The sequence below is a fragment of the Pedobacter quisquiliarum genome (assembly GCF_014642175.1).
Classification (GTDB): Bacteria; Bacteroidota; Bacteroidia; order Sphingobacteriales; family Sphingobacteriaceae; genus Pedobacter; species Pedobacter quisquiliarum.
In genome coordinates this window covers 104,669-131,116 of the sequence record NZ_BMIL01000001.1, presented here as the reverse complement: position 1 = coordinate 131,116, position 26,448 = coordinate 104,669, and the positions used below count along the sequence as shown (strand labels likewise).

19 protein-coding genes are annotated in these 26,448 nt (G+C 44.8%); 10 read left to right on the top strand and 9 right to left on the bottom strand.

Features of this window, described 5'->3' with window-relative positions; all coding sequences use genetic code 11:
- Window positions 1-23: 23 nt before the first annotated feature.
- Genes IEW69_RS00540 through IEW69_RS00530 form a run of 3 tightly spaced genes read left to right on the top strand, consistent with a single transcriptional unit; the run spans window position 24 to window position 8,467 of the window.
- Complete coding sequence (locus IEW69_RS00540) at window positions 24-5,144, top strand: translocation/assembly module TamB domain-containing protein (protein WP_188624866.1); 5,121 nt, start codon at window positions 24-26, stop codon at window positions 5,142-5,144.
- A complete protein-coding gene (tamL, locus tag IEW69_RS00535; protein WP_188624865.1) occupies window positions 5,128-7,452 on the top strand; it encodes a translocation and assembly module lipoprotein TamL in 2,325 nt (774 codons plus the stop codon). Before IEW69_RS00540 ends, tamL begins: the two co-directional genes overlap by 17 nt.
- A gap of 7 nt (window positions 7,453-7,459) precedes the next feature.
- A complete protein-coding gene (locus IEW69_RS00530) occupies window positions 7,460-8,467 on the top strand; it encodes a YihY/virulence factor BrkB family protein (RefSeq protein WP_188624864.1) in 1,008 nt (335 codons plus the stop codon).
- A gap of 51 nt (window positions 8,468-8,518) precedes the next feature.
- On the opposite strand, the gene IEW69_RS00525 is transcribed toward IEW69_RS00530, so the two are convergent.
- A complete protein-coding gene (locus IEW69_RS00525) occupies window positions 8,519-10,426 on the bottom strand; it encodes a DNA topoisomerase IV subunit B (RefSeq protein WP_188624863.1) in 1,908 nt (635 codons plus the stop codon).
- A 194-nt stretch (window positions 10,427-10,620) separates the two neighbouring features.
- On the opposite strand from IEW69_RS00525, the gene IEW69_RS00520 reads away from it, so the two are divergent.
- Window positions 10,621-11,949 (top strand): DEAD/DEAH box helicase, encoded by a 1,329-nt coding sequence (locus IEW69_RS00520; RefSeq protein WP_188624862.1) that lies wholly within the window; start codon window positions 10,621-10,623, stop codon window positions 11,947-11,949.
- An 87-nt stretch (window positions 11,950-12,036) separates the two neighbouring features.
- Here the strand turns inward: IEW69_RS00520 and IEW69_RS00515 are convergent, their stop codons facing one another.
- Window positions 12,037-12,765: an acyl-CoA desaturase gene (locus tag IEW69_RS00515; RefSeq protein ID WP_188624861.1), complete on the bottom strand. Its 729-nt coding sequence runs from the start codon at window positions 12,763-12,765 to the stop codon at window positions 12,037-12,039.
- Window positions 12,766-12,860: 95 nt separating this feature from the next.
- The gene (locus IEW69_RS00510; protein ID WP_188624860.1) at window positions 12,861-13,358 is read right to left on the bottom strand and encodes a cupin domain-containing protein; all 498 of its coding nucleotides are present in this window, start codon (window positions 13,356-13,358) and stop codon (window positions 12,861-12,863) included.
- A gap of 127 nt (window positions 13,359-13,485) precedes the next feature.
- On the opposite strand from IEW69_RS00510, the gene IEW69_RS00505 reads away from it, so the two are divergent.
- The gene (locus IEW69_RS00505; protein ID WP_188624859.1) at window positions 13,486-13,689 is read left to right on the top strand and encodes a YtxH domain-containing protein; all 204 of its coding nucleotides are present in this window, start codon (window positions 13,486-13,488) and stop codon (window positions 13,687-13,689) included.
- Between the two features lie 53 nt (window positions 13,690-13,742).
- On the opposite strand, the gene IEW69_RS00500 is transcribed toward IEW69_RS00505, so the two are convergent.
- Together IEW69_RS00500 and IEW69_RS00495 are read right to left on the bottom strand one after the other, a co-directional pair.
- On the bottom strand, window positions 13,743-14,555 hold the full coding sequence (locus IEW69_RS00500; protein WP_188624858.1) for a DUF4249 domain-containing protein: 813 nt from the start codon (window positions 14,553-14,555) through the stop codon (window positions 13,743-13,745).
- 2 nt (window positions 14,556-14,557) lie between these two features.
- Entirely contained in the window at window positions 14,558-16,888 is a 2,331-nt protein-coding gene (locus IEW69_RS00495) for a TonB-dependent receptor (RefSeq protein WP_188624857.1), read from the bottom strand.
- Between the two features lie 182 nt (window positions 16,889-17,070).
- On the opposite strand from IEW69_RS00495, the gene IEW69_RS00490 reads away from it, so the two are divergent.
- Complete coding sequence (locus IEW69_RS00490) at window positions 17,071-18,123, top strand: ferredoxin--NADP reductase (protein ID WP_188624856.1); 1,053 nt, start codon at window positions 17,071-17,073, stop codon at window positions 18,121-18,123.
- Between the two features lie 12 nt (window positions 18,124-18,135).
- Here IEW69_RS00490 and IEW69_RS00485 read toward each other — a convergent pair whose 3' ends face one another.
- Window positions 18,136-18,816: a substrate-binding periplasmic protein gene (locus IEW69_RS00485; protein ID WP_188624855.1), complete on the bottom strand. Its 681-nt coding sequence runs from the start codon at window positions 18,814-18,816 to the stop codon at window positions 18,136-18,138.
- A gap of 123 nt (window positions 18,817-18,939) precedes the next feature.
- Here IEW69_RS00485 and IEW69_RS00480 point away from each other — a divergent pair, with 123 nt between their 5' ends.
- Window positions 18,940-19,449, top strand: coding sequence for a 2'-5' RNA ligase family protein (locus tag IEW69_RS00480; RefSeq protein WP_188624854.1), 510 nt, complete (start codon window positions 18,940-18,942; stop codon window positions 19,447-19,449).
- Window positions 19,450-19,504: 55 nt separating this feature from the next.
- On the opposite strand, the gene IEW69_RS00475 is transcribed toward IEW69_RS00480, so the two are convergent.
- The gene (locus IEW69_RS00475; protein WP_188624853.1) at window positions 19,505-21,541 is read right to left on the bottom strand and encodes a M13 family metallopeptidase; all 2,037 of its coding nucleotides are present in this window, start codon (window positions 21,539-21,541) and stop codon (window positions 19,505-19,507) included.
- Window positions 21,542-21,831: 290 nt separating this feature from the next.
- Between IEW69_RS00475 and IEW69_RS00470 the strand changes: the two genes are divergently transcribed.
- Both IEW69_RS00470 and IEW69_RS00465 read left to right on the top strand, forming a co-directional pair.
- Complete coding sequence (locus IEW69_RS00470) at window positions 21,832-22,257, top strand: organic hydroperoxide resistance protein (RefSeq protein WP_194468891.1); 426 nt, start codon at window positions 21,832-21,834, stop codon at window positions 22,255-22,257.
- Between the two features lie 93 nt (window positions 22,258-22,350).
- Window positions 22,351-22,581 carry a hypothetical protein gene (locus IEW69_RS00465; protein WP_188624852.1) on the top strand — a complete coding sequence of 77 codons (231 nt, stop codon included), beginning with the start codon at window positions 22,351-22,353 and terminating at the stop codon, window positions 22,579-22,581.
- An 11-nt stretch (window positions 22,582-22,592) separates the two neighbouring features.
- Here IEW69_RS00465 and IEW69_RS00460 read toward each other — a convergent pair whose 3' ends face one another.
- Window positions 22,593-23,042, bottom strand: a complete 450-nt coding sequence (locus tag IEW69_RS00460) for a DoxX family protein (protein WP_188624851.1) — start codon at window positions 23,040-23,042, stop codon at window positions 22,593-22,595.
- 321 nt (window positions 23,043-23,363) lie between these two features.
- On the opposite strand from IEW69_RS00460, the gene IEW69_RS00455 reads away from it, so the two are divergent.
- Window positions 23,364-25,250, top strand: coding sequence for a PAS domain-containing sensor histidine kinase (locus IEW69_RS00455; protein ID WP_188624850.1), 1,887 nt, complete (start codon window positions 23,364-23,366; stop codon window positions 25,248-25,250).
- 26 nt (window positions 25,251-25,276) lie between these two features.
- Here IEW69_RS00455 and IEW69_RS00450 read toward each other — a convergent pair whose 3' ends face one another.
- On the bottom strand, window positions 25,277-26,410 hold the full coding sequence (locus IEW69_RS00450; protein ID WP_188624849.1) for a beta-1,2-mannosidase: 1,134 nt from the start codon (window positions 26,408-26,410) through the stop codon (window positions 25,277-25,279).
- Window positions 26,411-26,448: the final 38 nt, after the last annotated feature.

Genomic DNA, 26,448 nt, shown 5'->3' with positions numbered 1-26,448 from the left:
TATCCACCAAACAAACCAAGCAATTGAATACATATTTACGCAAGAGTTTAAAAGTTATTCTTTGGGTCATCGCAAGCATCATCATGCTCGTCGTACTTGTGGCCTTGTCTTTGAACATCCCCGCTGTTCAAAACTTTGTTAAAGACAAAGCCATTACCTATTTAAAGAAGAAAACAAAGACCGAAGTACGTCTGGAGAGCATTAAAATCGCTTTTCCGAAGGATATCGTGCTGAACAAGTTTTACATGGAGGACCTGAATAAGGACACCTTGCTGTATGCGCAGCGACTTGCGGTAGACATCAGTTTATTGAAGCTGATCAACAACAAAGTAGAAATCAACAACATTGAACTGGAAAATATTCGTGCAAACGTGCACCGTATTGACCCGGACACCACCTTCAACTTCTCCTTTTTAATGGACGCCTTCATGTCCGAGCAGGAAAAACCAGAAGAAGAAGTTCAAAAAGATACCACCTCAACGCTGAAATTTTCACTCGACAAAATCAGCCTGACGGACATTGGCGTAAAGTACCGCGATGATGTTGCCGGCAATGATGTGGTCTTTTACCTTGGGGAATTTAAATCGAAAATTAAAGACTTCGATCTTGCGAATCAGCACTATGTGATCAAGGAGCTGGCCATGAAGAATACGTCTTTGAAGTACCTGCAGCAAAAACCGCTGACGGTGCTAGCCAATCATTTGGAAGCTGCAGTAGATACCAGCAAGACGGAAAGCGGCAAACTTCCGCTGGTGGAGATTGAGGACTTCAACTTTAACAACATCAAGATCGACTTCAATGATAAGGTATCCGGCATGGATGCGCTGGTTAATCTGAATGACTTCAGTATTGAGGACCTCTTTGTAGATCTGACCAATGGCAATTACAAAGCCGAAACCGCGAAGATTAACAATACCAGAATTAACTTCAACCAGTTGGCTACAAATACCAGAGCGAACGTAAACATCAATGAATTCTCCATTACCAAACTGCTTGCGGATCTGGAGAAGGGCAACTACCAGGTAGATAAAGCGACGTTAAATAAATCGGATATCCGCTTCGCCTTCAAACCGGCAAAGCCGGCTGCGAATACCGCTGATAAACCTGCTGACACCGCACAAGCAGCAGCAATGGCTTTCTTGGTAAATAAACTATCTCTGGCAGACAACAACATCCAATTTGATAACCTTGCGGAAAAACCAGTTGCCGGTATGGACTTCAATCACCTGAAGATTTCCAATCTGGGCCTGGTGGCCGATTCACTTGCTTACAGTGATGCCGGTATTAAAGTGAAGGTGCAAAGCGGAAACATGCGTGAGCGAAGTGGTTTCACACTAAACACGTTAAAAGGTGATGTGGCCTACTCGGATAAAGCCATTAAGGTGAATAACCTGGTTATTAAAACGCCAAATACATCGATTGAAAATAACACTTTGTTAACCTACACTTCCCTGGAAGATTTAACGAAACACCCGGAGCGGGTGAAGTTGAATATGGTGATTAAGAACACCACCATTGGCTTAAAGGATGGTAGTTATTTTAGTCCGGCGATACCTGCTGCATACAGAAACGAGAAGTTCAACGTAAACGCAAATTTGAATGGTTACATGAGTAACCTGAACATTCCACGGTTTCAAATCACCGGTTTAAAGAGTACCAGAATCGACATTAGCGGAAATGTGAAAGGTTTGCCGGATGCTGAAAAGGCTTTCATCGACTTGAACATTAAGCAATTCTCACTAGGCAAGGGCGACCTCCTTGCCGTAATTCCGAAATCAGCACTTCCTGCAAGCATCGAACTACCAAAACGTATTCAGGCGACTGGTAAGTTCAGGGGTTCCATGAGCAATTTCAACACGAACTTCAACATCAATACCGATATGGGTTCTGCTAAACTGCTTGCCGGCATGAAAGGTCCGAAAGGCAGAGAAAGCTATACCGGACATGTGGAGTTAAACAACTTCAACGTAGGTAGACTTTTGAAGCAGCAGGATCAGCTTGGCAGAATTACCGTGCGTGCAGATGTTGCAGGTACCGGGATAGAGCCGAAAACGGCTAAGGCAAGGTTCAACGCAAAACTGCTTAGCGCCACATACAACAAGTACACGTACCGGAATTTGAATGTAAACGGTTCATTTGCCAACCAGACACTGGACATCAAAGGAAACATGCCGGATAGCAATGCAAACTTCGACATGACCGCCATGGTAAATATTGCAGGCAAATACCCATCAATTAAAGCAGACCTGAACCTAAAGCAGCTTGACTTGCAACGACTGAACTTCAGTCCGAATGAGTTTAAAGTTGCGGGTGTTATTAAGGCTGATGTACCGACTGCGGATCCGGACTACCTGAATGGGGATATCGCCGTAACAGGACTTCAGCTTGCACAGCAGGGCATGCTGATTAACGTAGATTCCATTCTTGTTCATTCTGAAGCGACTGCAGATCGCAACCTGCTTACCTTGCGTTCAGAAATCCTGAGTGCCCGGGTAGATGGAAAGTATCAGCTGACCAATATCGCCCCTGCGATGATCAACCAGATCAACAAATACTATCAATTCGGTGAAGTGACGAAAATACCAGATCAACGGTTCCGTTTTGCTATGAACATCTACAATTCAAAACTCCTGCAGCGCTTTGTCCCTACCCTAACGACCTTCTCTGGTGCCCGCATGTTCGGATTGTTGGACACGCAAAAAGATAGTTTGTTGATGACTGTTGCAGCACCACAGGTGGTATATGGAGATTTCCGTGTAGACAGCACCAGAATTAACGTAGACAATAATGATGCAAAGCTGAATTATGGTCTTTATGTTAAGGCAATCCAAAGTCCTTCTATCTCCCTTTTCAATACAGAAGTAAAGGGTGATGCAGCAAATAACTTACTGGGATTAAACATCTTCTTAAGAGACAGCAAGCTTCGGGACAAATATGTTTTGGGTGGTACTTTCCAGTCTATTGACAAGAACTTCCGCGTCAGCATGGATCCGGCAAAACTGCTGCTGAACTATGATAAGTGGAGCGTAGCTCAGGATAACTATATCCAGTTTGGCGAGTCCGGCATATTAGCAAACAACTTCAACCTGAGTCAGGGTACGCAATTACTCGGCATCAACAGCACAAGCAATACGCCAAATGCGCCGTTACGTGTGGAGTTCAAAGATTTCAGAATTGAGACCTTAACCAAATTCGCAGAGCAGGACAGCTCGTTGGCCGGTGGTGCCATTAACGGAACTGTGGATGTTAAAGATCTTGCTTCTACAGCGAAGTTTGAGGCAAACCTAACCATTAATGACCTGCGCTACCAAAAGGACAACCTAGGTACACTTCGGGTTGCGGTTAACAACAATACAGAAAATGCGTTTGATGTCAATGTGGCCTTGGCTGGTGTACATGAGTTCCGGGTGAATGGCTTCTACTACACCGGCCCGACAAGCTCGATGGACCTGACCCTGAACATCGACAAGATTGATCTGAGTCAGCTGGAAAGTCTTTCCATGGGGCAAATCAGAAGAGGTTCGGGAACGGTTACCGGTGCATTAAGCATTAAAGGGACGCCGTCGGCACCTAAGGTTCTGGGTGATATCAATTTCAACCAGGCAGCATTTAACGCAACATATGTGAATTCATATTTCAGAATGCCGAATGAGCGCATCAGCTTTACGGAGCGTGGCGTAGATTTTAACAACTTCACCATCATAGATTCGCTTAATAGAAAAGCGGTAATCAGCGGCGGCGTGCTGACAACAAACTACACCGACTTCAGGTTCAATATGGACATCAGAACGGATAACTTCCGCGTGATGAACTCCACCCAGCTGGACAATGATATGGTTTGGGGAACGGTGTACTTAACCAGCGATATTAAAGTTCGTGGCGATTTGAACCAGCCGAATGTTAACATGAACGTTAACATTCTTAAAGATACCCGCTTCTTCTTCGCTTTACCAACATCAGATCCGTCGGTAATCGATCAGGAAGGTATCGTACAATTTATAGATGCAGACGCTGCCCCTTTTAATGGTCAGCGTGCATTGACAACAGATAGCATCCAGAAGTCGCCTGTTACCGGCATCAACCTAACCGCAGCACTTAAAGTAGCTCCTGAAGCAGAGTTTAACGTGATCGTTGACCCTTCAAATGGTGATGCATTGGCCATCAAAGGCGATGCAGACCTGAATGCGACGATGGACCCAAGTGGTAAAATTAGTCTTACCGGTAAATACGAAGTGGCGGATGGTTCATATAACTTAACCGTTGGTCCACTGGGACAAAAGCGATTCTCCTTTGTAAAAGGAAGTACCATCGTGTGGACGGGCGATCCGATGTCGGCTAATGTTGACCTTACCGCATTGTATGAGGTAAGGGCTGCGCCAATCGATTTACTTGGTGATCCTTCCAACTTTCAGGCGAAGACCAAATTGCCATTCCAGGTTTACCTGATGATGGACAATGAGCTGATGAAGCCAGATATCTCGTTCCGACTGGATTTACCGGAAAATGAACGTGGTGCGCTAAACGGAACGGTCTACACCCGATTACAACAGGTGAACCGAGATGCAAGTGAGTTGAACAAGCAGGTATTTGCCTTGCTGGCGCTTAACAGATTTATTGCAAACAACCCATTCCAGAGTCTGGCCGGTGGTGGTGGCGGTGTATCTACCATGGCCCGCTCCAGTGTGAGCAAGCTGTTGACAGAGCAACTGAACAACCTGGCATCTGACCTAATTCAGGGTGTGGAACTGAACTTCGGTGTCAACACCTCTGAAGATTACTCTACAGGTTCATTGGAGCAGAAAACAGATCTTGAAGTTGGCCTATCCAAACGCTTGCTGAATGACAGGCTTACGGTAACTGTGGGTAGTTCATTCGGACTTGAAGGTCCGCAAACCCAAAGTTCAAACTCCTCTAACATCGCTGGTAACGTGAACGTCGAATATGCGCTATCTGCCGATGGTCGATATAGACTTCGCGCATATCGCAGAAATCAGACGGAGGCCATCGTTGAAGGCCAGATTGTAGAAACCGGGTTAGGATTCGCATTAGTTGTGGACTACAATAAATTCAAACAGATATTCCAGAGCAGAAAGAAAAGAACAAGAATACAAGAACAGAGCGAACAAAATGAAACAACTAATTAGACCTTTTTTATTTATCCTAATATGCCTGGTATGGTCCGCATGTAGCAATACAAAGTACCTTAAACCTGGTCAGATCCTGTATACCGGTGCTGAAGTAGAAGTGAATCCAGATTCTGCTAAGAAGATAGATGATCAAAAAGGTGTGAAGTCTGTTCTGGAGAGTAAGACCAGGCCAAAGCCCAATAAGTCTATCCTTGGCCTAAGACCAAAACTTTGGATCTATAACATTGCCGGGGAACCGAAAAAACCTAAAGGCATCCGTAACTGGCTGCGCAATAAAGTTGGCGAACCGCCTGTATTGTTAAGTCAGGTGAACCTGCAATACAACAGTGATGTATTAACCAGCCACTTAATCAGTCAGGGGTATCTTCAGTCTGTTGTAACTGGTGATACCGTGATCAAAGAAAAAAAAGGGGAAGCAATTTATACAGCCAACACAGGTGATCGCTATAAAATGGCGAGTGTGCGTTTTCCAGAAGACGTCGACTTTCTAACCAGCATCATCGACCAGAACAAAGACAAGTCTGTGCTTGAGACTGGAAAGTATTATGACCTTGACGCGTTTAAAAATGAACGTGTACGGATTGACAATGATCTAAAAGAAAATGGTTTCTTCTACTTCAATCCCGATTACCTGCTTTTGCAAGTTGATAGTACCATTGGTAAAAGTCAGGTTGATGTGCGCGTGAAGGTTAAAGATGTTGCGCCTGATGCTGCTTTAAAGCCATTCACAATCAACAAAATCAATGTTTATCCGAACTACTCTTTACGTCGCGACAGCACATTAAGAAAGTTACAGCCGTTGGAGTACAATGGCATGAGCATTTACGATGATCGCAATACCTTTAAACCGAAAGTATTTGACAGACTTGTATTCTTCCAACCGGACGAGCTTTATAACAGAAGGGACCACAACCAGTCGTTAAACCGTATGGTAAACATCGGTGCTTTTCAGGACGTGCGCGCGGAATTTGTGCCGATTGACAGCATGAAAAGCAATCAGTTGGACTTGAACATTTTCCTTACACCTTTACGTAAAAACTCCCTTTCCTTCTCTGTTACTGGTACCAGTAAGTCCAACAACTTTGTCGGATCTGAGGTGACCTTAACGCAAACAACCCGTAACATTTTCAGGGGCGCAGAGCAGTTGGATGTAAGTGTGAGTGGCGGTTTTGAAACGCAGGTTAGTGGGGTATCTAAAGGACTTAACTCCTACTCCTTAACCGCAGAAGGAAAGTTAACTTTCCCACAGTTCATTGTCCCATTCTTTAAGGTGAACAGCACCAATGCCTTCATTCCGAAAACAATTGCGAGGTTGCAGTACCAGCTATTGCAACGTGGATCGCTATATGGTCTAAATTCCTTTACCGGAGAGTTCGGTTACAACTGGAAAGAGAATCAATATAAGGAACACAACTTCAACCCAATTTCCATCACTTATGTAAGACCTACGATTGACTCGCTGAGACAAAGGGACTTGTTTGACTCCATTCCAGGCTTACGTAGCACATTAGAAAAGCAGTTTATCATCGGTAGCAGATACAATTTCACTTATACCAACCAGATGGAGACGCAGCGTAAGAACAACATGTTCTTCTACGGAAGTGTCGAAACAGGTGGTAACTTATGGGGATTATTTGTAGATAAAAACGCTGCTGGTGAACGAACCATTTTCAATACCCCGCTAACACAGTTTGTTAGATTAGAAGCAGATTTTAGGGATTACTATAAAGTAAACAGGAATGTAACCTGGGCAAACCGCTTCAACGTAGGTTATGGCCATGCTTACGGCAATAGCACTTCCCTACCTTTCGTACGACAGTTCTTTGCAGGTGGAAGTAACGATATTCGTGCTTTCGCAGCTAGATCATTGGGCCCAGGTACCTACCGTGTAGACACTGCAAGGTTTGCAGATCAGGCGGGAGATATCAAGATCATGTTAAACTCTGAATTGAGATTTAAGCTGGTGAGTGTATTACACGGGGCACTTTTTGCAGATGCGGGTAACGTGTGGTTACGCCGCGAAGATGTTGGTACTCCTGCTACCCCAGGCAATCCTGGTACACCGGGCAGACCTGGTTCTGGCTTCAGACTGAAGAATGCGTTAAGCGAACTGGCTGTAGGTGCAGGTGCAGGTTTAAGGGTTGATGCATCGATCTTCGTTGTGCGACTGGATGTTGCCTTTCCGATACGTAAACCATGGCTTGCGCCAGGTGATCGTTGGGTATTTGACGACATCAACTTTGGAGATAAAGCCTGGAGAAGAGAGAACATTATATATAACATCGGGATAGGTTATCCTTTTTAAGTCTGGCATGAGCATAGTAAAAAAATCTATCCGTTTTTTTAAGAATTTTGGTAAACTGTTCGTTGCTGCTGGTAAGGGCTTTTCCGAAGACCGGGTAACCAAACTCAGCGCAGCACTAGCCTATTATACCATCTTTTCCATAACGCCACTGATCATTATCCTGATCTCGCTGACCAGCATCATCTGGGGTACCGACGCTACAGAGGACAAGCTGTTTTCAGAGATCAATGAGTTTGTTGGCGCTGAAGCGGCCAAGCAGATACAGGATTTCGTAGCACATGCAAGTCTATCGGGGAAGAGTAACATTGCCCTTGCAATCGGGATTATTTCCCTGATTGTGGGTGCTACAGCAATTTTCACAGAAATTCAGGACAGCATTAACCTCATCTGGAAAGTTAAAGCCGTGCCAAAGAAGGGCTGGTTGAAGCTGATCACAAACAGGCTGCTTTCATTCTCACTCATTGCTTCCATGGGATTCCTGCTGCTGGTTTCTCTCGTGATCAACAGTATTGTTGTGGGCCTTGGTAACCGGCTGGAAGATTATGTGCCTGAAGTTTCTTCTTTACTCGTATTGGTGCTAACCAACGCACTTACACTTGCTGTGGTAACAGGCATATTTACGATTATTTTTAAGGTGCTGCCGGATGTTATCCTTAAGTGGCGGACGGCAATTATTGGGGCGCTATTTACAGCTGTACTATTCAGTATAGGTAAATATTTAATTGGAATATATATTGAAAAAGGGGATCCTGGTTCTGCGTTTGGCGCAGCAGGCTCGATCATTGTAATTCTGGTATGGATATACTATACCTCCATCATTCTTTACTTCGGGGCAGAATTCACCCAGGCGTATGCGGAGAAGTATGAGAACGGAATTCAGCCAACACCATACGCGGTGCATACGAAGACGGTGGTGATTGAGAAAGATGTTGCCGTGCTACCTGCCCAACATCCTGAGGAAACAACGGATACGCCCGAGGAAGAGCAGGAAGCTCGCGATGATGCAAAAGCATAAAAAAAGGCTTAGCGATGTGCTAAGCCTTTTTTTATTTATTGTGGTTTGAACTTAAGCGCTCAGCTCGACAATGTCCTCCGTCACCGCAGCGGTGGCCGCGTCAAGGTCAGCGGAGATCAGTTCTTCAATCGTATCCTTTTCAATGCGTAGGTTTTTAATGATGTGCTTCTGGCGATCCGGTGTGTTTTTCCCCATGTAGTATTCCAGAAGACTCTTGATCGTTTGTTCCTTCAAGATTACCGGATCAAGCCTGATGTCTTTTCCGATGAACAAGCCAAACTCATCCGGAGAAATTTCACCCAGTCCTTTAAACCTGGTGATTTCTGGACGACTGCCCAGCTTCTCAATAGCTTTTTTACGCTCATCATCACTGTAGCAGTAGATCGTTTCTTTCTTATTGCGAACCCGGAAAAGTGGCGTCTGTAGAATATACACATGTCCTGCCCGTACCAGATCCGGGAAGAATTGAAGGAAGAAAGTCATCATCAGCAATCTGATGTGCATACCATCCACATCGGCATCCGTTGCAATAACGATGTTGTTGTAGTGCAGACCTTCCAGCCCATCTTCTATGTTTAAGGCATGTTGCAGCAGGTTAAACTCCTCGTTTTCGTAAACCACCTTCTTGGTCAGCTCAAAGCAGTTTAAAGGTTTACCCTTCAAGCTGAAAACCGCCTGACAATCTACATCCCTGGACTTTGTTATGGAACCTGACGCTGAATCACCCTCGGTGATGAACAGGGTGGTTTCATAGCGCTTTTCATGCGTGCTGTTGAAATGCACTTTGCAGTCCCGTAATTTCTTATTGTGGAGCGAAGCTTTTTTAGCACGGTCATTCGCAAGCTTTTTAATACCTGCGATGTCCTTACGTTCTCTTTCTGATTGAAGGATACGTTTTAAAAGCGCATCCGCAACCTCAGGTTGTTTGTGCAGGTAATCATCAAGTTCTTTCTTTACGAAGTCGTTAATGAAAGTTCTAACCGTTGGCCCTTCCGGCCCCATGTTCTGGGAGCCCAGTTTCGTTTTGGTCTGCGATTCAAATACCGGTTCCTGTACGCGGATGGAAATTGCCGCAATGATGGAGGCCCGGATATCGGAAGCTTCAAATTCTTTCTTGTAAAACTCCCTGATGGTTTTAACGACCGCTTCGCGGAAAGCAGCCTGGTGCGTACCCCCTTGTGTGGTATGCTGACCGTTTACAAAAGAGTGGTAGTCTTCGCCATACTGTTGGCCGTGGGTCATTGCGATCTCGATATCATTCCCTTTAAGGTGGATTATTGGATAACGGATGTGTTCCACATCAGCTACCTTATTCAGCAAGTCATATAGACCCCTTTCTGAGAAGAACTTCTGCCCGTTATAGTTTACGGTAAGTCCGGTATTCAGGAAAACATAATTCCAGATCATGCTTTCTACAAATTCGGATATGTAGTGGTAGTTTCTGAAGATGCTTTCGTCTGGGTAGAAAGTAATGGCTGTTCCGTTACGTTGTGTGGTATCTATGATCGGGTGATCGGTTACGATCTCCCCTTTTGAGAATTCTACTTTCTTGGTTTTACCATCACGGTAGGATTGCACAATGAAGGTCGTGGACAAAGCGTTTACCGCTTTAGTACCAACTCCATTCAGACCTACAGATTTCTGGAAAGCATTGCTGTCGTATTTACCACCGGTATTGATCTTGGAAACACAATCAATTACTTTACCCAATGGGATACCACGGCCATAATCGCGGATATTCACTTTATGCTCAGAGACGCTGATCTCGATGGTTCTGCCGGAGCCCATGACGAACTCATCTATGGAATTATCGAAGATCTCTTTCAGTAAGACGTAAATTCCGTCGTCCTGTGCTGAACCATCTCCCAGTTTCCCGATATACATGCCCGGGCGCAGTCTGATGTGTTCTTTCCAGTCTAAAGACCGGATGCTGTCTTCATTATAATTCGGTTCTGCCATAGTGTATTGCGTGTGTAATTGCAAATTTAGCGCAATTAACGGCTACAACAAACATAATCTGTCAACTTATTAACATATCGATCAGCTACTTGGGTCATTTTTAAGGGCTTACCTGAAAGCCAAAACTAATACGTACATTTGCAGCGGAACAAGCGTTCTCCGTGGTTCCATTTTCATACTTAAACCATTACATATTGTTATTCGACGAATTAAATCTGATTGAGCCAATTCTTAAAGCGCTACAAACAGAAGGCTATACACAGCCAACCCCCATACAAGAACAATCTATACCAACCATATTACAAAGCAAGGACCTTCTGGGTTGCGCGCAGACCGGAACCGGTAAAACTGCTGCCTTTGCAATCCCGATGTTACAGTTGCTGCACAATCCGCATGCAAATGCAAAAGGTCCTAAAACGCCCATCCGTGCATTGGTATTAACCCCTACACGTGAGCTGGCCATTCAAATTGAAGAAAGTTTCAAAGCTTATGGCAGAAACCTTCCACTACGTCACCTGGTGATTTTCGGTGGTGTTGGTCAGAAAGCACAAACGGATGCTTTACACCGTGGGGTAGACATCCTTGTTGCAACACCTGGACGATTACTGGATTTAATGACACAGGGTTTTGTGAACCTGCGCGACATTGAAATCTTTGTATTGGATGAAGCAGACCGGATGCTGGACATGGGTTTCATCCATGATGTGAAAAAAGTAATTGCTAAACTGCCTACAAAAAGACAGACCTTGTTTTTCTCGGCAACCATGCCTACAGAAATCCAGAAGCTTGCAAATACCATCTTAACCAACCCAACAAAGGTTGAAGTTACACCGGTATCCTCTACTGCAGAGAAGATTCAGCAATCCATCTACTTCGTTGAAAAAAACAACAAGAAAGACCTGTTGATCCATTTGTTGCAGGATAAATCTATAGAAACCGCTTTGGTATTTACCAGAACCAAACATGGTGCTGACCGTGTGGTGAAGGAATTATTGAAAGTTAAAATTAAGGCGGAAGCCATTCACGGTAACAAGAGCCAGAATGCACGTCAACGTGCGTTAACGAACTTCAAATCGAAGGAAACGCGTGTACTGGTTGCAACGGACATTGCTGCAAGAGGTATTGACGTGGATGAACTTGCTTACGTAATCAACTATGAGCTTCCGAACATTCCGGAAACGTATGTACACCGTATCGGTCGTACTGGTCGTGCAGGATTGAGCGGTACTGCTTTTTCTTTCTGTGATGCTGAAGAACGCGAGTTCCTGGCGGATATTGAAAAGTTAATTGCCATAAAGATTCCGGTTGCTGAAGATAACCCTTATGCGATGAGCTGGCAAGGCTTAATGGCTAAAGCAGCATCTCCTGCGAAGTCTAAAAGTGGTAGAGGCGGTTCCGCTGGAAGAAGTGGTGGCGGCAGAAGCGGTGGGCCGAGAGGCGGAAACGGCGGACAACGTAGCCAGGACCGTGAGCCAAACCTGAGCGGTGCTAAACGTGCACCAAAACCAGCAAGAAGAGCTTAAGCAAAACACATAACATCAGCTTCGCTGATAAATAAAAAAGCCGTGTCAACATCATTGACACGGCTTTTTTTATGATAGATTCTTCAACTATACCTTTCTGATTCGGATGATGTGCAACCAGTGCAGCACTTTCATAACCGGGTAGGTTGGATCAAACTCGAACCATCTGCTCGCAAAGTTCGGGCTGTTTGGTTTTTTGTGGTGATTGTTTTGGAACAACTCGCCCAACATCAGAAAATCTAATGGAAGGGAGTTTTTGCTGTGGTCGTCATTATCATGGTTGGAATAACCGTACTTGTGACCACACCAGTTTACGATAGCGCCGTGTAGTGGCCCCATCAGGAAGTGGATTGGCAAAAGTAGAAACATCCACCATTGTGTAGCGAAAGTCGCGTAAAACCAAACATAGAAACCGATGAACAGCATACGGGTGATCCAGGAATCACCAATACGGTCAATGATTGGCCATGATGGGTAACGATCACGGAATTGTTCTTCCGGTTCGATATTGTATTTAGCGTAGTTTAAATAGATGTTTTTGGTCTGGATCATCATGCCCCATACATCTTTAACGAAGTGTGGAGAGTGTGGATCCTTTTCCGTGTCGCTGTACGCGTGGTGCATACGATGCAGGATGGCGTAAGCGCGTGGGTTCAAGAATGACGAACCCTGAGCCAGGAAAGTGAGTGTGTAAAAGAACCGTTCCCAGAAGATGTTCATCTTGAACATTTTGTGTGATGCGTAACGGTGCAGGAAAAATGTTTGTGAAAAGAGCGAGAGAAACCAGTGTGCTAAAAAGAAAAATAAAATGATCATAAAGGATGTTAGTACTATGTATTGCCGGATTGAACTTGTGTTATCCGAAACATAAAAGTACTAACATCCGTTTTAATTTACGTCATTTTGATATCTTATCTTCCAAAATCGTCCTGAACACGAACGATATCAGACTCATCTGAAGGGTTTTCAGCATCTGTGTGTTGCCAGATTTCAGAGATTACGCCCCAATCATCAAGACCAATCAGGCGGTGTCTTTCACCTTGCTGCAATTTGATTTTGCTGCCGGAGTTTAGCTGTTGAATATCGCCTTGGTCGTCATTTGGACTGGTGATTACACCAACGGTTCCGCTTACCACCTGCCAGATTTCTGCGCGGCGGTGGTGATATTGCCACGATAAACGCATGTTCGGTGCAACAACAAGGATCTTAGGGCTAAGCTTACCACCTATTTTAAGATCTTCAACGTTTAGGCCATCGAAATATACGTTGGCGAACTGTTGCGCCTGCGCTTCATCAATAACAAAGAATCCTCCCCAGGGACGGGTATCATCAACGTTAACCACATTGAAGCCTTCGCTTTTTAAGCGTTGCGCAATGCTTTCAAATATCTCTTTCTTCTGTTCTGACATAATGGAAATATATTTTTTGCTGCCAAATATAAAAAAACCAAACGTTCTGCAACCATCGTGAGGATTTAAAATTGGAACAACTATTGCATTGAGTATTAAAACAATGTTAACCTAAAGAACTATAGAAATGGGATTATTAAAAACAATTATCGTTGGTGCTGCCGTAGTAGCTGGTTATAAATATGCAACCAAGAAAAGACCTGAAGATGGAAAGTCTTTCTTTGATGACGTACAGGATAACATTCCAGGTTGGAAAGATAAAGCGATGCAATTTGCAAATAAAGCGAAGCAAGATTACGCGCCAAGCACAACAGACTTACATGGCATGTAGAACCAATTGCCATTACACATAAAAGCCCGGACCTAAAGATCCGGGCTTTTATGTTATCGGACCATCACGTCCTCTTTCTGTACCGTATGCGCACTGAAGTAGCCCAATGCGCGATTGCTCCAGTTGCTGGGCGGGTTGGCTGGCGTGGTAACATCATTTGGGTTACCCGAGGCGTATTGTTGTTCCAAAGTTCGCCAGTATGTGTAGACGGGTTCATCAATACTTTGCATTTCTACCGATATATCATCACCGGATTCAATTTCCAGATCTTCATAGCCCGACAGGAACAAATCTCTTGTAACATATCGCCCGTCGCTGAAAAAATCACTATCTGAAAAGATCTGCCCCACCTTTTTGCCATTCAGGACCATCTTAAACAAGTAGAAATTCTTGACCGTTGGTGGATCCTGGAAGTTTACAGCAATGGTTTTCCGGACTTCACTGCCGAAAGTTTGCTCTGTGGCCGTTAGGGAATCTAAACGTACCAGTGCCGGCATGGTTGAGCTCGCGGTATACTCCTGTTCATTTACAGAAACTTTAAGCGTGTAGGTCTCCCCTGCTACGCCAGCGAGATCGTAGGATTCATAAATACCTGGCGAAGCTTCAGTGAAGTATGTAAGTTCACCTTTGCTGGTGCGTAAGGTAACGGTTGCTCCAGACACCGCTGGGAAATCATTCGTGGCATCAAATGGCACCGTACGGGAGATTCTCACCGTTTGTACACCCTTGATGTTGGTCAGGTTGCCTTCTATCACCACTTGAGGTTCGGCAGCCTCCAGATCCAGATCCAGGATCTTCTTGCAGGAAGTGCTTAAACCAATGCACAGCATCAGCAATATGGGTAACAGCTTTTCTATTCTTTTCATGGTTAGAATTTAAAGTTGTAAGTAACAGATGGAATGATTCCGAAGAGTGCAGTTTGCTCTGCCACCGTTCTGGTTGTGTCATTTTCCGCATCTTTGAAGTTAATTACATAAGGATTTTTATGATTGTACGCATTGTATAGTCCGAAGTTCCAGCTGGACTGGTAGCGTTTGCGTTTCTTGCCTTCCAGCGTAGCGCCGATATCCAGGCGGTGTGTTGCCGGCATACGGGAGCCATTCCGGTCAGAATAGTAGAAGCGCGTAACGCCATCAAGCTGGTATTTCCCTGTTGGGAAGGTAATGGCATTTCCGGTGCCATAGATGAACGTTCCAGAAAAGCTCCAGCGGTCGTTCAGCTTATAGATACCAACCAGGGAGATGTCGTGCGTACGATCCTGGCGGGAAGGAAAATACCGGCCTTCGTTGATCTCGTCGAACTTCCTTTCTGTTCTGGAAAGCGTGTATCCGATCCAGCCGTTAAACTGTCCGTATTTCTTTTTCAGGAACATCTCCATACCATATGCACGACCGCTGCCGTAAACCAGTTGCGATTCCACATTCTCGTTCGCAAGCAATTGCGCACCGTTCTTGTAGTCAATCTGGTTTTGTAACCATTTGTAGTACAGCTCTACCGAAAACTCAAAGGCATCTTCCTTGAAGTTTCTGAAGTACCCTGCAGATACCTGATCAGCGATTTCGGGCTTCAGGTTATTACTGCTCATGATGTACAGATCGGATGGGGAACTTGCCGTGGAATTCGACAGCAGGTGAATATTTTGTGTATTCCTGCCGTAGGAAGCTTTTAATGAATTTTCACTATTGATGATGTAGCTTGCTGAAATGCGGGGCTCCAGGTACATATAGGATTGGACAACTTCTCCTGCATCATAAGATTTCGTACTGGTAATGGTACCGGCAGCGTTGTAGGTGTTGAATGTTCCGGGACCAAAAAGATCGAAACGGCTCAAACGTAAGCCATATAGTAGATTTAGCTTGTCGCCGATGCGCCACTCGTCTGAAATGTAAGCCGCTGTTTCCAGCCCCTTCCGGTCTTCCAGCACTTTCGGATTGAAGCTGGAGTTTGCAGTGGCAGAGATACGACCCGGTGTGATGGTATGCTGAACAGCGTTTATCCCGAATCGTAATGTGTGATTGTTGCTGATGTAGTATTGCAGATCCTCCTTGAAGTTGAAGTCGCGAATTCTGGAAAGCACCTTAAAGTCATTACTCACGTCATAGCTTTGGACGGTATAATCGTAATCACTATAAATCAAGGAGGTATTGGAAAACAGGCGGCTGTTGAAGATGTGGTTGAACCTTAAAGTCGCAGTGGTGTTGCCCCAGTTCGTTCCAAACAGATTTTTGAGACCTAACACGTCTTTACCCAGGTATCCCGAAAAGTAGAGGGTGTTTTTGTCGTTGAAGTGGTAGTTTGCTTTAGCGTTGATATCGTAGAAATAGAGTGAAGCTTGTTTCAAGGAGGTGTCTGAGGAGAGCTTCAGAAAAGCATCTGCGTAAGTACGCCGCGCACTAACCATGAAAGAGCCTTTGCCGGAGTCTATCGGGCCTTCAAACTTCAGTCTTGAAGCGATCAGACCAATTCCCCCTTGTACAGTGTAGTCTTTTGAGTTCCCATCTAACATACTGATGTCCAGCGTGGAGGACAAACGGCCGCCATACTGGGCAGGCATACCACCTTTATATAGATTTACATCTTTAATAGCGTCGGAATTGAATGTGGAAAAGAAGCCAAACAAGTGAGAGGCATTGTAGACTACGGCTTCATCCAGTAAGATCAGGTTTTGATCTGAGGAACCACCCCGGACGTAGAAGCCAGTGTTGCCCTCTCCTGCGGTCTTTACCCCCGGTAAAAGCTGAAGTGTTTTCACCATATCGCGTTCGCCAAATAGCACAGGCACACTGTTGATTTGGGCCATGTTCAGCTTTTCCAGCCCCATCTGTGGACTACTCACATTCTCGTCGCGACGCGCACCAGCGGTGATCACCACCTCTTTCAGGGTATTCCCGCCCTTTAAAGAAACGGTAAGCTGGCGGTTCTCTGAAAGATCCACTTCTGTGCTGAAGGTTTCAAAGCCAACATAGCCCACCTGTAAGGTGTATTTGCCGGGGGCCGCACTTAAGGAATAGAAGCCGTATGCATTGGTGAGGGTACCGTTTCCGCGACCATCTCCCAGCTTAACGGTAGCGCCGATCAGCGTTTCTCCTGTGGAGGCGTCTTTAACTAAACCGCTAACGGTGAATCTGGTTTGTGCATGCGCTGCAATGTAACTGAACAGAAAACAGAAAAGGATAAATGGAAACTTTAATTTAGCCATACTGGGCAAACATACGGCTTTATATGAAAGGGTTAGCTGTGATCAAGGAAATTTAATGTGGAGGAATTGCGGCTTAACAGTTGGTTAATTCTATGCCCCAAACAGGCATAACTGAGCTCGCGAAACAAACTATTTCAACAAATCTGGGTTGAAAGTTATGTTTAATCCCTAAAATTGCCTTGATGAAATACTTGTCGTTGAAAATTGCAGAGATCAGTCAGCAGCCGGGAGACAACCTGGTGATTAAATTTGAGAAAACCGCAGCGCCAGTTGAGTACCTGGCCGGCCAATTTCTAACCTTTATTTTCAACATCAACAACAAGGAAATCAGGCGTTCGTACTCGCTATTCAGCAGCCCTGGAACGGACGAAGTGCTCAGCATTGCTGTTAAACTGGTGGAAAATGGAGAGATCTCCAGACATCTGCATCATAAAACACGGGTGGGGGATGTCCTTACTGCCGTAGCGCCGAACGGCATTTTCACCTACCTTCCCTATCAGAACATTCAGCGCACCGTATTCCTGTTCGCGGCGGGCGTAGGCATTACGCCGATATTCTCCATCATGAAAACGGCGCTGCTTGAAGAGAATGAAAGCAAGATTATACTGGTTTACAGCAACAGATCCGTTGCGGATGCCCTTTTCTATGAAGAGATCCAGGATTGGGAGCGCCGATATCCGGAAAGACTAAAAGTGATTTACTTCTTCAGCGATGCGAAAAACATCATGATGGCGCGCCTGAACAAGTTCATGATTGAACAGATCGTGGTGGAAAACATGGAATTTGACCCGCAGCAGGCACTCTTCTATACCTGTGGACCGATCGACTACATGGTGAACTGCCGCATTGTGCTACTATCGTTGAAATACAGCATCGATCAGATCAAAAGGGAAACCTACTACATTCCGGAAGATGAACAGGATGAAGATGACACCACTGAAAAGAAAGTAGCGGATAAAAACACCTACAAAGTTATTCTGGATTGGAAGCAAAACACCTACGAAATAGAAGTGCCTTACTACAAGCGGATCCTGGAAGTGGCGCTGGACCAGAACATCAACATTCCATATAGCTGTACGGGTGGCATTTGTAGCACCTGCACATCAACCTGTGTGTCTGGCGGTGTACGCATGGATTACAATGAGGTGCTTACCGATGATGAGATTGAGAAAGGCCGCGTGCTGCTTTGCACGGGACACCCTACTGCAAACAATACGAGAATCATCATTGGTTAGCGGAATGCGCCCCTAAAGTTGTATCTGCGTGAACCATTTAGCAAATAGTTGCTGGTAAACACCGTTCTTACGGATGGTATGTAACACCCCGTTAATTTTACTTTTCAACTTCAAGTCCCCCTTCTTCATCGCGATTGCATACTGCGTGTCGGTATCTGGCAGAAAAGTACCGATCTTCAGTGCCTTATGCTTCTTTAGGAAGCCTCCGGCAATCGGAGAATCATCGATCAGCAGATCAATTTCGCCCTGCAATAAAGCCTCGTACATCTCACGATTGGTATCCAGGTGTTTCAAGTTATAGGCGGGATAGTGCTTAAGCATGTACTTCTCCGCTTCCGCAGCGGCACGCACACCAATGACCTTATTTTTAAGCTTAGACAAATCATCCAGGTGATCTTTCTGGTTAATAACCGCGCAAAGGCGGAATTGCAGGTAAGGGTCACTAAACTCCAGGATGCGCATCCGGGATGGGGTAACGGAAACGGCAGAGCAGATCAGGTCCAACTCTCCACGGTATAGCTGCTCCAGAATGTCTTTCCACAAGGAAACTTCATAGTGGATTTCCAGGTCCAGACTCTTTGCAATAATTCTCAATAAATCAACTTCGAAGCCTTCAAAAACTTCAGATTGATAATCCGTGTGCATCGGGAAAGGTGCAGCGGAGTCTAAGCCGATCTTTAATACTTGCTTCATGGTCTAAAGTTATCAGTTTAGCTAAGTAAAAGCAGAACAAAAATCAATTTAGAACATTATACCCCCAGGATTTATCCGTATTCACCTAAATAAAGACTGAAATTTCATCAACACCGGAAAATAATGGAAGAAACACTAATTGTGACACTGATTCTGAATGAGGAAGCTGCTGAATATTTTACTGATTTACGGAATCAGCACTTTCCTGCGGCAATAAACTATCTTAAAGCACATCTTACGTTGTTCCATAAACTTCCGGATGATCCTTTTGTGTACGAAACGGTGCAGGAAATTGGCAGGCAGCAAAGACCTTTTCCAATGGAGGTTGCTGCCGTTCGTTCCATTGGCAATGGCACTGCATTTAAGATTGAAAGTGAAACCTTATTACAGCTTCATAAAAGCCTGCAGGGAAAGTTTAAGTCCATACTGATCCCGCAGGATCAACAGCGACTATGGCCACACATTACCATCCAGAACAAAGTATCACCCGCGGAAGTAAATGCGTTGGTGACATCCTTGAATGAAAGCTTCAAACCCTTTCAAATTACGGCAAAGGGCTTCGCCGTATGGACTTACCTAAATGGCCCTTGGGCATTAAATGAGACCTATCTGTTTCAAGAGAATAGTCTTTAGAACAAAGAAGACCCGCTTTAAGGGCGGGTCTTCAAGAAAAATTACATGAAAGGTATTACCAGATCTTAACACGTTTTTCAGGTGCCAGATATAGAGAATCTCCCGGTTTAACGTTAAACGCAGCATAAAACTCAGGCACATTGCGCACAACCCCATTCACGCGGAACGTTGCAGGCGAATGTGGATCTGTACTCACTTGATTTCTCAATGCTTCCGCACGTGCTTTGTGCTGCCATACCTGACCCCAGCCAATCAGCACGCGCTGTTCACCGGTAAAACCATCAAGTGTTGGCGCGGGCTTATCTTTTAAGCTTGCTCTATACGCCTTTAAGGCAATGCTCAAGCCACCAAGATCACCAATGTTTTCACCCAAAGTGAAGGCGCCATTTACATTAAGGTCCGGGAATACTTTGAAGGCACTGTACTGAGCAACTAAAGCGTTTGTGCGCTTTTTGAACTCAGACTGATCTTTTTCAGTCCACCAGTTGCGCATCACCCCGTTACCATCAAAAGTACTGCCCTGATCATCAAAACCATGACCAATCTCATGGCCAATCACGGCACCAATACCACCATAGTTTACCGCATCTTCTGCTTTAAGGTCGAAGAAAGGCGGCTGTAAAATGGCTGCCGGGAATACGATCTCGTTCATCGGTGGGTTGTAATAAGCATTCACCGTTTGTGGTGTCATGCCCCATTCCGAGCGGTCCACAGGTTTACCCAGTTTGTCTATGTTTCTGTTGTATTCGAATTCTGTGGCGCGTAAAGCATTTCCAAAAAGATCATTCTTTTTCACCTGCAGTTTGCCGTAGTCTCTCCATTTGTCCGGATACCCGATCTTCGGCGTAAACTTGCTGATCTTATCCAAAGCCTGCTTTTTTGTTTCCGGGCTCATCCAGTCCAGTTCTTTAATGCTGGACTCATAAGCTTTCAGTAAATTATCAACCAACACAAGCATTCTTTCTTTTGCCTCAGGTGGGAAATGTTTCTCAACGTAAAGCTTCCCTACCATTTCACCCAATGCACCATTTACGCTGTTTACAGCCCTGCGCCATTGCGGCAGTTGCTGCTCTACCCCATAAAGTGTTTTGTTGTAAAAGTTGAAGTGTTCTTTATCCAAAGCTGAAGTCAACAAGGTAGCGGAACCATTTAATGCACCCCATTTCAGGTAAGTCTTCCAGTCTTCAACTGGGGTATTTTTGATGATGCTATTTAGGTCCTTAGTATACTGCACTTGCATAACCACAAGGCTATCCGCTCTGCCTAATCCAGCCTCATCAAGCATGGTTTTCCAGTCGAAATCCGGCATTAGGGTATTAAGTTTAGACACTGCATATTTATTGTATAAAGCCACAATATTCCGCGTGTCTTCTTTTTTCATGTGTTTGCTGGCGAGTGCCGTTTCGAGGGCCATGATTTTAGCCGCTTTCGCTTTAGCATCAGGTACGCCTGCAAGGCCCAGCATTGCTTCTAAATGCGCAAGGTACTTCTGACGGATCTCTACTGACTTAGCATCCTTAAGCAAGTAATACTCTCTTTCAGGAAGTCCTAATCCACCCTGCCATGTACCTAGCATATAATTTTTAGGGTTCTTCAGGTCTTCGCTTACCGATAAACTGAACGGTGCTGAAAATCCAAGTTTATTAGCACGCGCAAAATAGGCGGCAAGATCTTTAGCGTCTTTAATGGCTTCAATCTTTTTAAACTCTTCATTTAATGGTGCGAGTCCTACAGAATCCCGACCTTTCTGATTCAGATAGGATGCATAATAATCACCGATCTTCTGTTCATCAGAACCACCCTTGCCACCCGCTTTGGCAGCATTCTCGATAATTGCACGAACGTCGTCCTGCGCTTTCTCATGCAGAACAGTAGCAGCTCCAAAACTTGCTTTGTCTGCAGGAATTTTGGTGTTTTTAATCCAGTTACCGTTTACATATTGCATGAAATTATCGCCGGGGGCAGCAGTGGTATCCATGTTACTCAGGGTAATACCGGAGCCGAGCTTTTCCGGCGACTTATCACCATTACAAGATGCAAGCACCAGCATTGTTGCTGCCACTGCAGGAAAAAAATATAGTTTTCTATTCATAATGATATTTATGGTTTATGATTTTAGTTGAATTAAGCCTTGATTTAAAGACGTAATATTTTTCATTTCGTTACATATTCTACAATGTGTTTAATAAAGGATGCGGAATAAAGCCTTTGGCAACTAAGAATTAACATCAATTTTAACACAATTGGTCCTACTTTACGTTTATAATATTAAACATAATAATTGTTATTCTCAGTAAAGAACAACAACGAAAAAATCAAACGTGAGCGGCAGATTTTAGCTATGCCTTAAACAGCCAAATCATCACACATTTAGATATACCAATGGATCAAATCGAAAAATTATACACTGCTGAAGCCAGTGCTACAGGGGGCAGAAATGGACATGTAAAATCATCTGACGGCGTACTTGATCTGGATGTCAGAACCCCTAAGGAATTGGGTGGCGGCGGCGGTGCTTATACCAATCCAGAGCAGTTATTTGCCGCGGGTTACGCCGCATGTTTTGACAGTGCATTAAGCCTGGTTATCCGCACAGAAAAAGTACAGGCAGGTGAAACCACCGTAACTGCAAAAGTGAGCATTGGAAAGAATGGTCAGGGTGGTTTTGGTTTGGCTGTAGTATTGGAAGTTTCCATTCCAGGCGTCAGTCCGGAGCAGGCAAAATCCCTTACGGAAAAGGCACATCAGGTATGTCCTTATTCAAATGCAACACGCAATAATATCACAGTAGAATTACAGAATGTATAGTTCATTAGCTGCCATGATTAATTTCAGGTAACTTGCAGGCAATCTAACGCGCTCATTACCGTTAAACATTAAATTTGTTTTATACTTACAATTATGGCACGTCCGAAATCAACACCACCACCAACAATAGAGGATACTATTGCTAAAAAAATCGACAGCATCAGAAATGAAATTCAGGCTTTGCAGGAGCAGCTTGATCATTGGGAAAAGATTTCTAATGATTACCAGATGAACAGATCAACTATAGAAAGTATTCTATCTGTACATCAGGCGCCGGATCTGGCTGAAAAAGAGGGAAAGACAACGAAAAAGGCATCTAAATAAGATGCCTTTTTTTATGGATTTAATTCTGTCGCAGGTTGCTTTGAATGTTCAATGGAGATCACGCCATCGCCTTCTATGAGAAAGCAGAGCAGACCAATTAACACGAAGCTGGAAAGCCAGATTTCGGCATAAGGTCTTGCGATGTCATCCCTTAAGTTGACAAAGAATACTGCACCAAAAAGAATAATTAAATTAAGCAGGCAAAAGATTCTGGTATTCGATCCGATGGTGATCAACAAGCCACCTACAATGTGCAGTACAATAATCACATGTGCGATCAAACTAATGGAGGTTGCCATGCCCAGGCTGGCGTTCCGCATCAACGCAGTAAACGCATCCAGATTAAGTGCGAACTGAATTCCTTTCCAAATCAGTATTACGCCAAGAAGCATTCTGAAATAATCAAGCCATTTAGGGTGATGTGTGTCCCCCCATTTCTGGACTTTTGCTATAAGTTCCATACGCGTTATAATTTTGGTTTAACTAAATTTAAACAAAGTCCTAAGCTATTGCAAGCATATCTCTAAAAATCTTTCCAGCAACAAACCAGGTAAGTAGCTGCCAATCAATTTTTTACCGACACACCAAATCACCTATATACTTGTGTAGCGTGGGTGCACCACAACACGCAGGAGCGATAATTTTAGTAGAAATACTTTCTTTTATCTACTACAAAAAATAAAACAATGATTGTATTTTTAATCTTATCTTAATACACGATCCTATCCCTCCCATTCCTGCCGATACAGCCTTCATTTAGCTTACGATTCATCCAGGATACCATGGAAAAAACTGCTACTTCAAACACCTACAAAGCTGTATTTCAAAACATTCCAGTGGCCTGTATCTTGCTCCGGCCAGACTATCCTGATTTCACCATTGTTGATATGAATCCCGAATATGTAAAGACGCTGGGCTGGCCTGAGGACCATTTCAGAGGTAAAGCATTCTTTGAGTCGCTTGTGGTCAATACCACAGATCAGGAGTCTTTAGCGACCCTAGAAAACCTGAAACGCGCCATGCAGTGCGCAATTGAAAGTAAAAGCCGGGTAGATCATGGTGTGCTACGCTTTAACCGAAAACATCCGGTAAGCGGGGAATACACGCATTGTTACTGGAGCAGTAGCTCCACCCCAATTCTGAATGAGCATGGCGAAGTACTTTACCTGCTAAACTGTCCTGTAGATGTAACCGAGAACCAGGAGCTCGCAGAGCGGGGCAAAAAACTGGAGGTGGAATCCAGCAAACTGCGGCAATTATATCAATCCATATTCCTACAAGCCCCTGTAGGCATTGGCATCTGGGAGGGCCCAGAATTCATCACCAGGATGATTAATCCAGCACTTACAAAGTTTTATCACCATGATGAACAGTCCCTATTGGGCAAACCAATCTTTGAAGCATTTCCAGCTTCCAAACTACTTTGGGGCACCATCATGACCAATGTACTGGAAACCGGAAAGCCTTATACCGGCGTCGAACTTGCGGTGGATTTAACAGTTGATGGACAGCAGCAACATTCATTCGTGAATTTTAGCATTGTTCCCTATCATGAGGCCGATGGGCGAATGTCCGGTGTGCTTGGCGTGAGTATAGATGCGACACAGCAGGTACTCCTGAGAAAAGCACTTGAAAAAAGTGAGCTGATCATGAAGATTGCCGTGGAGTCTGCCGGACTGGGCATCTGGGATCTGGACCTTAGAACCAGAACTGTATTTTCTTCAAGCCACATCTGGATCGCTGGTTTCCCCATGGAGAAGTCGAACTATCACTTAGATGAATTTCTCGAGCAACTTGTACCCGAAGACCGGAAGAAACTGGATGAAGCACTTGCAGGACCCGCGGCACATTTCAGCGTTATCCTTCGGGCAATCTGGCTGGACAAATCTGTCCATTGGATCCAACTGACCGGTAATGTCCTCCGGGATGAAAACGAGCAGACCGTGCGGGTTGTTGGTACCACGCTCGACATCACGGATCGCAAGGAGCTGGAGCAGCGTAAGGATGAACTGCTGAGTACGGTAAGTCATGAACTTAAAACACCCGTGACATCAATTAAGGCGATTGCACAGCTATTGGAGAAGAAGTTTGAGTCGCTTGGCGATCGGATGACCATAGACCTCATTCACAAACTAGTGAATCAGATTAAGCGCTTAACCAACCTCATACATGATCTGCTGGATGCCAGTTTAATCGAAGGCGGAAAGCTACAGTTGAACAAGAATCATTTCATGTTTAATGAGCTGTTTGAAGAAGTGGTTTCCGATGTGCAGCGTACGACAAGTACCCATGAGATTGTGCTTCATGAATGTCCGCCGATTCCTGGCTTCAGCGACAAAGAACGCATCCGGCAGGTAATCATAAACCTGTTAACAAATGCAATCAAATACTCACCAAACGCAGAAAAGGTCATCGTAAAACTGGAGCTTAGCGGGCGATGTGTAAAGTGCAGCGTTGAAGATTTTGGCGTCGGCATTGCCGAACAAAAACAAGCTCAGATGTTTGACCGCTTCTATAGGGTAATTGATGATAAGCACTCCGGATTTCAGGGTATTGGCATTGGATTATACATATCCAAGCAGATCATTACCAAGCTAGATGGCAAGATTTGGTTTGAAAGCAAGCCAGATGAAGGCACCATCTTCGCGTTTGAAGTCCCACAGTTCTAAAGCATACAATTATTAATGCTTTATCGCTAATACGGCCTTGAACTTACCGCAACGGCCACTTTAGAATCTGCACAGCCATAGTACAGGAACCATTTGGATTTAAAGTAAACCAGACCTTCAATAAAGACGGTTCCATTGGCATACTGCCCGGCCTTCTCATAGTCCATTTCAGGCTTGAAGAACGGCTTGTCCAGACGTCCTTTAACCTTGGTCGGATCCTGGGCATCAAACAGCACCTGTCCTGCGCTATAGGTTTCCGGATTCAGCGTCGGATCACCAACACCCGCTACACCGTTTTTGCCATTGTACAATAACAATATGCCCTTGTCGGTAAGCAAGGCTGGAGGACCGCATTCTGTTAATGCACTATCAAAGTACCCTTTCCGCGGCGAGATCAGCTCCAGCAGTTCACCTTTGCTATTCAGAAGTGGTTCCCAGTCCACAAGGTTTTTCGAAGTTGCGGCATAAACATGATTTTCACCCCAGTACATCCAGTATTTACCATTAACCTTGGTGATCTGAATCTGGTCGCCAACAAGCTTGGTCACAATAGAACCAGATTTATGGAAGATATCCCGGAAGCGACCATTGTGCGCTTTGGCAAATGCCGGACCATGCTTTTTCCAGGTTAGTAAATCTTTGGAAGTTGCAACAGAGAGGCGGGCAACTTTGCGGTTCCAGGAGGTGTACATCATCACGTAAGTTCCATCCGGTGCAACTGCAACCCGTGGATCTTCACTGCCGCCTGGCCAGTCGTTTTCTTTCTGGTCGTCGTTTCCAGGACCAAACACCGGTTTATCACGTCGCTTCATGGTTATGCCATCCGTGCTTTCTGCATAGCCGATGCGGGAGGTGCGGTAACCAATGCCTACGCCCGACTTGTCCTCAGCCCTGTACAGTACCACAATCTTCCCATCTTTTACTACGGCTGCCGGGTTGAAGGTATCGTTAGATTCCCATGCAACCTGTTTATTATCGAGCACGGAGAAAAATGAAGTGGTAGAATCCGGTGAGATGATGGGGTTCTGTTTAACCCGTTCAAAGCCAGACATCGCCCAGTCGGGCAGCGGATCAGACTTTTGCGCATAGCTTAAATTCGCGGTAGCAGAAAGCAGCAGGAGAAACGGCAGGAAAACGCCGGGCTTGATGTTCAATCTCATGGTTATATTGGTTAGAGGCTTATTAACCATCAAGATAC

Bases quoted from the DNA above. Each gene is read 5' to 3' on its own strand.
- tamL (WP_188624865.1), top strand. From the start codon at position 5,128: ATGAAACAACTAATTAGACCTTTTTTATTTATCCTAATATGCCTGGTA.
- IEW69_RS00530 (WP_188624864.1), top strand. From the start codon at position 7,460: ATGAGCATAGTAAAAAAATCTATCCGTTTTTTTAAGAATTTTGGTAAA.
- IEW69_RS00525 (WP_188624863.1), bottom strand. From the start codon at position 10,426: ATGGCAGAACCGAATTATAATGAAGACAGCATCCGGTCTTTAGACTGG.
- IEW69_RS00515 (WP_188624861.1), bottom strand. From the start codon at position 12,765: ATGATCATTTTATTTTTCTTTTTAGCACACTGGTTTCTCTCGCTCTTT.
- IEW69_RS00510 (WP_188624860.1), bottom strand. From the start codon at position 13,358: ATGTCAGAACAGAAGAAAGAGATATTTGAAAGCATTGCGCAACGCTTA.
- IEW69_RS00505 (WP_188624859.1), top strand. From the start codon at position 13,486: ATGGGATTATTAAAAACAATTATCGTTGGTGCTGCCGTAGTAGCTGGT.
- IEW69_RS00500 (WP_188624858.1), bottom strand. From the start codon at position 14,555: ATGAAAAGAATAGAAAAGCTGTTACCCATATTGCTGATGCTGTGCATT.
- IEW69_RS00495 (WP_188624857.1), bottom strand. From the start codon at position 16,888: ATGGCTAAATTAAAGTTTCCATTTATCCTTTTCTGTTTTCTGTTCAGT.
- IEW69_RS00490 (WP_188624856.1), top strand. From the start codon at position 17,071: ATGAAATACTTGTCGTTGAAAATTGCAGAGATCAGTCAGCAGCCGGGA.
- IEW69_RS00485 (WP_188624855.1), bottom strand. From the start codon at position 18,816: ATGAAGCAAGTATTAAAGATCGGCTTAGACTCCGCTGCACCTTTCCCG.
- IEW69_RS00480 (WP_188624854.1), top strand. From the start codon at position 18,940: ATGGAAGAAACACTAATTGTGACACTGATTCTGAATGAGGAAGCTGCT.
- IEW69_RS00475 (WP_188624853.1), bottom strand. From the start codon at position 21,541: ATGAATAGAAAACTATATTTTTTTCCTGCAGTGGCAGCAACAATGCTG.
- IEW69_RS00470 (WP_194468891.1), top strand. From the start codon at position 21,832: ATGGATCAAATCGAAAAATTATACACTGCTGAAGCCAGTGCTACAGGG.
- IEW69_RS00465 (WP_188624852.1), top strand. From the start codon at position 22,351: ATGGCACGTCCGAAATCAACACCACCACCAACAATAGAGGATACTATT.
- IEW69_RS00460 (WP_188624851.1), bottom strand. From the start codon at position 23,042: ATGGAACTTATAGCAAAAGTCCAGAAATGGGGGGACACACATCACCCT.
- IEW69_RS00455 (WP_188624850.1), top strand. From the start codon at position 23,364: ATGGAAAAAACTGCTACTTCAAACACCTACAAAGCTGTATTTCAAAAC.
- IEW69_RS00450 (WP_188624849.1), bottom strand. From the start codon at position 26,410: ATGAGATTGAACATCAAGCCCGGCGTTTTCCTGCCGTTTCTCCTGCTG.